The 5501-nt window shown below is 45.5% G+C and carries 2 tRNA genes and 3 rRNA genes; all 5 read right to left on the minus strand.

Going from position 1 to position 5501, the window contains the following annotated elements:
* Window positions 1-11: 11 nt before the first annotated feature.
* The 5 genes from rrf to GQS57_RS18070 all read right to left on the minus strand — a co-directional run bounded on the left by rrf (window position 12) and on the right by GQS57_RS18070 (window position 5114).
* A 5S ribosomal RNA gene (gene rrf / locus GQS57_RS18050) occupies window positions 12-121 on the minus strand.
* A 107-nt stretch (window positions 122-228) separates the two neighbouring features.
* Window positions 229-3113 (minus strand): 23S ribosomal RNA (locus GQS57_RS18055).
* Window positions 3114-3281: 168 nt separating this feature from the next.
* Window positions 3282-3355, minus strand: a tRNA-Ala gene (locus GQS57_RS18060).
* 83 nt (window positions 3356-3438) lie between these two features.
* Window positions 3439-3512 (minus strand) — tRNA-Ile (locus GQS57_RS18065).
* Between the two features lie 84 nt (window positions 3513-3596).
* Window positions 3597-5114, minus strand: a 16S ribosomal RNA gene (locus tag GQS57_RS18070).
* Together the 16S, 23S and 5S rRNA genes with 2 tRNA genes alongside form the textbook arrangement of a ribosomal RNA operon.
* Window positions 5115-5501 lie beyond the last annotated feature (387 nt).

Consider the following 5501-nt stretch of genomic DNA (forward strand, 5'->3'; position numbering starts at 1 on the left):
TCCGTATTAAAGAAAGGCGGCGACCTACTCTCCCACATAAATGCAGTACCATCGGCGCGATTGGGCTTAACTTCTCTGTTCGAGATGGGAAGAGGTGAGCCCCAATGCTATAACCACCCTAAAATTTTCAGTTAAATTGCTTCAACTGTATAAGTTGACATATGGTAAAATAATATCTAAATCGTCTAATAAATAAAGAGTCTGTGCTCCCGCCTTTCGGCGGGAAGCGTACATAAGTCTATGGGTTATTAGTATCACTTGGCTATGACATTACTGCCTTTACACCTATGACCTATCAACGTTGTAATCTCCAACGACCCTTTAAAGAAATCTCATCTTGTGGTGGGTTTCGCGCTTATATGCTTTCAGCGCTTATCCCTTCCCGACGTAGCTACCCTGCTATGCTTCTGGCGAAACAACAGGTACACTAGAGGTCAGTCCAACTCGGTCCTCTCGTACTAGAGTCAGATCCACGCAAATTTCTAACGCCCACAGCAGATAGAGACCGAACTGTCTCACGACGTTCTGAACCCAGCTCGCGTGCCACTTTAATGGGCGAACAGCCCAACCCTTGGGACCTTCTCCAGCCCCAGGATGTGACGAGCCGACATCGAGGTGCCAAACCCCCCCGTCGATATGAGCTCTTGGGGGAGATCAGCCTGTTATCCCCGGAGTACCTTTTATCCTTTGAGCGATGGCCCTTCCATGCGGAACCACCGGATCACTATGCTCTTGTTTCCAACCTGATCGACCTGTATGTCTCTCAGTCAAGCACCCTTATGCCATTGCACTCTACGTACGGTTACCAAGCGTACTGAGGGTACCTTTAGAAGCCTCCGTTACTCTTTTGGAGGCGACCACCCCAGTCAAACTACCCACCAAGCACTGTCCTCATCTCTGAGTTAGACTCTAGATAAGCAAAGGGTGGTATTTCAAGGACGACTCCACAACGCCTAGCGACGCCGCTTCAATGTCTCCCACCTATCCTACACATTACTTATCCAAAGCCAATACTAAGCTATAGTAAAGGTTCACGGGGTCTTTTCGTCCCGCTGCGGGTAATCGGCATCTTCACCGATACTACAATTTCACCGAGCTCATGGCTGAGACAGTGTCCAGATCGTTGCACCATTCGTGCAGGTCGGAACTTACCCGACAAGGAATTTCGCTACCTTAGGACCGTTATAGTTACGGCCGCCGTTTACTGGGGCTTCATTTCAGATCTTCGCCGAAGCTAAACCCTCCACTTAACCTTCCAGCACCGGGCAGGTGTCAGGCCTTATACATCATCTTTCAATTTAGCAAAGCCCTGTGTTTTTGATAAACAGTCGCCTGGACCTTTTCACTGCGGCCCATCCGAAGATGGGCGACCCTTCTCCCGAAGTTACGGGTCTATTTTGCCTAGTTCCTTAGCCATGAATCTCTCGAGCACCTTAGAATTCTCATCCCAACTACCTGTGTCGGTTTACGGTACGGGTTCTTATAATCTGAAGCTTAGAGGTTTTTCTTGGAAGCCCTTAGGCACACTATCCAATTGTCCGAAGACGCTTGGTACTATCACATTTCACCTAGATCTGCGGATTTGCCTACAGTTCTAATAGCTACATGTTTCAACGAACTATTCCGTCAGTTCGCGGTGCTTTCATTACTCCGTCACCCCATCGCAATTATAAGAAGTACAGGAATATTAACCTGTTATCCATCGACTACTCCCTTCGGATTCGCCTTAGGACCCGACTAACCCTCAGCTGATTAGCATCGCTGAGGAAACCTTAGTCTTTCGGTGTGGGGGTTTCTCGCCCCCATTATCGTTACTTATGCCTACATTTTCTTTTGTAACCACTCCAGCATACCTCACAGTACACCTTCTACGCTGATTACAATGCTCCCCTACCACTAACGTGTCTTTCAACGTTAATCCATAGCTTCGGTAATATGTTTATGCCCGATTATTATCCATGCGAAATCGCTCGACTAGTGAGCTGTTACGCACTCTTTAAATGAATGGCTGCTTCCAAGCCAACATCCTAGCTGTCTAAGCAATTTCACCTCGTTTTTTCAACTTAACATATATTTGGGGACCTTAGCTGATGGTCTGGGTTCTTTCCCTCTCGGACATGGACCTTAGCACCCATGCCCTCACTGCTGAGAAACATTTTATAGCATTCGGAGTTTGTCAGGAATTGGTAGGCGGTGAAGCCCCCGCATCCAATCAGTAGCTCTACCTCTATAAAACTTTTACTCAACGCTGCACCTAAATGCATTTCGGGGAGTACGAGCTATTTCCGAGTTTGATTGGCCTTTCACCCCTACCCACAGGTCATCCAAAGACTTTTCAACGTCAACTGGTTCGGTCCTCCACTGTATGTTACTACAGCTTCAACCTGCCCATGGGTAGATCACTCGGTTTCGCGTCTACTACTACTAACTAAAGCGCCCTATTCAGACTCGCTTTCGCTACGGCTCCTTGACTTAATCAATTAACCTTGCTAGAAACAGTAACTCGTAGGCTCATTATGCAAAAGGCACGCCGTCACACCATAAATGATGCTCCGACCGCTTGTAGGCGTACGGTTTCAGGTTCTATTTCACTCCCTTACTTAGGGTTCTTTTCACCTTTCCCTCACGGTACTAGTTCACTATCGGTCTCTCAGGAGTATTTAGCCTTACCGGATGGTCCCGGTGGATTCATACAGGATTACTCGTGTCCCGCACTACTCAGGGTACCACTATCTAAAATTCGCTTACTTTTACGGGACTATCACCCTCTATGGTCTGTCTTTCCAAACAGTTCTAATTCACTTATCTTCGAATATCGTGGCCCTACAACCCCTATTTTGCCGTAACAAAATAGGTTTGGGCTAATCCGCGTTCGCTCGCCACTACTAACGGAATCACTATTGTTTTCTCTTCCTCCGGTTACTTAGATGTTTCAGTTCACCGGGTTTACCCCTATTGCTAGGTGACATGTCTTCAACATGCCGGGTTGCCCCATTCGGATATCTACGGATCAAAAGGTATGTGCCCCTCCCCGTAGCTTTTCGCAGCTTATCACGTCCTTCGTCGTCTCTGAGAGCCTAGGCATCCGCCATACGCCCTTACTTAACTTATTGTACTTTTTGCTACAGTGTGTTGCCACACTATAATGAACTCTTTTATATTTTTATAAAAAAATTATTTAATTAGATTGCTCTAATTGTTCTCTATCTATTTGATTCTTACGATATCATTTTACCAATATGTCAATGAACTTGTGGTCGATTTCTTGAAATTGACCGTTGTGGAGAATATCGGAGTCGAACCGATGACCTCTTGCGTGCAAGGCAAGCGCTCTAGCCAGCTGAGCTAATCCCCCATTATGAAATTCAGAATAAATCCTAAATTATGAATGTAGAATCCTCTTACTTCCAGAATTTCCTTAGTACTTTTTTGCTTTTGTAGTCCCGGGCAGACTCGAACTGCCGACCTCTACATTATCAGTGTAGCGCTCTAACCAGCTGAGCTACGAGACTATAATAGCTTAAAATACTTATATTATAAAATTAACAGCAAAGAGTAAAAATGACCTTTTTTTGTAACTCACCATCTTTCTCTAGAAAGGAGGTGTTCCAGCCGCACCTTCCGGTACGGCTACCTTGTTACGACTTAGCCCTAGTTACCAGTTTTACCCTAGGCGGCTCCTTGCGGTGACCGACTTCAGGCACTCCCAGCTTCCATGGCTTGACGGGCGGTGTGTACAAGGCCCGGGAACGTATTCACCGGATCATGGCTGATATCCGATTACTAGCGATTCCAGCTTCACGGAGTCGAGTTGCAGACTCCGATCCGAACTGTGATATGGTTTATAGATTCGCTCTCTGTTGCCAGATGGCTGCTCATTGTCCATACCATTGTAGCACGTGTGTGGCCCAGGACGTAAGGGCCGTGATGATTTGACGTCATCCCCACCTTCCTCACTACTTGCGTAGGCAGTCTCGTTAGAGTCCCCATCATAACATGCTGGCAACTAACGACAGGGGTTGCGCTCGTTATAGGACTTAACCTGACACCTCACGGCACGAGCTGACGACAACCATGCAGCACCTTGTAATCTGTCCGAAGAAAACTCTATCTCTAAAGCTGTCAGACTACATTTAAGCCCTGGTAAGGTTCCTCGCGTATCATCGAATTAAACCACATGCTCCACCGCTTGTGCGGGCCCCCGTCAATTCCTTTGAGTTTCAGTCTTGCGACCGTACTCCCCAGGTGGGATACTTATCACTTTCGCTTAGTCACTGAGCTAATGCCCAACAACTAGTATCCATCGTTTACGGCGTGGACTACCAGGGTATCTAATCCTGTTCGCTCCCCACGCTTTCGTCCCTCAGCGTCAGTACATACGTAGTAGACTGCCTTCGCAATCGGTATTCTGTGTAATATCTATGCATTTCACCGCTACACTACACATTCTATCTACTTCCATATGACTCAAGTCAACCAGTATCAAAGGCAGTTCCATAGTTGAGCTATGGGATTTCACCTCTGACTTAATTGACCGCCTGCGGACCCTTTAAACCCAATGATTCCGGATAACGCTCGGACCCTCCGTATTACCGCGGCTGCTGGCACGGAGTTAGCCGGTCCTTATTCTTACAGTACCGTCAAGCTGGTATACATACCAGTGTTTCTTCCTGTATAAAAGAAGTTTACAACCCATAGGGCAGTCATCCTTCACGCGGCATGGCTGGGTCAGAGTTGCCTCCATTGCCCAATATTCCTCACTGCTGCCTCCCGTAGGAGTCTGGTCCGTGTCTCAGTACCAGTGTGGGGGATCTCCCTCTCAGGACCCCTACCTATCAAAGTCATGGTAAGCCGTTACCTTACCATCTAACTAATAGGACGCATAGCCATCTTTTACCAATAAATCTTTAATTAAGTTCCGATGCCGAAACTCAATACCATGGAGCATTAATCTTCATTTCTAAAGGCTATTCTCCAGTAAAAGGTAGGTTCTATACGCGTTACGCACCCGTGCGCCGGTCGTCATCTGTGCAAGCACAATGTTACCCCTCGACTTGCATGTGTTAAGCCTGCCGCTAGCGTTCATCCTGAGCCAGGATCAAACTCTTCATTGTATATTTTAAATATTTTAATGAATAAGTTTCAAAAGAATTTGTTTAAATAAATCTAAACATGGTTATTCTACTCTTTAATTACGCTGTCAATTTCAATATTTTCAATGAACTTTGTTTTAAGCTTAATTAACAACTTAAAGTTATCAATTGGTTAAAACTTTGTAGAAATGTTAGAATCGAACTAACTGACTTTTTTAAGAGTCATTCCAAATTTTCTTTGATCGTTTTTGCTGTAATTCTTAGCGGCTGCAAACATACAAACTATTTCTAATCTGACAATAAAAAATTAAACTTTTTTTTATTTCTTTTTGTTTGCTGTAAAACTAAAAAACTCTGAACGTTTTTGCCGAAAATTTCGGACTGCAAACATACAACTCTTTTTAATTA

It is taken from the genome of Polaribacter sp. 20A6, assembly GCF_011378915.1.
Taxonomy (GTDB): domain Bacteria; phylum Bacteroidota; class Bacteroidia; order Flavobacteriales; family Flavobacteriaceae; genus Polaribacter; species Polaribacter sejongensis.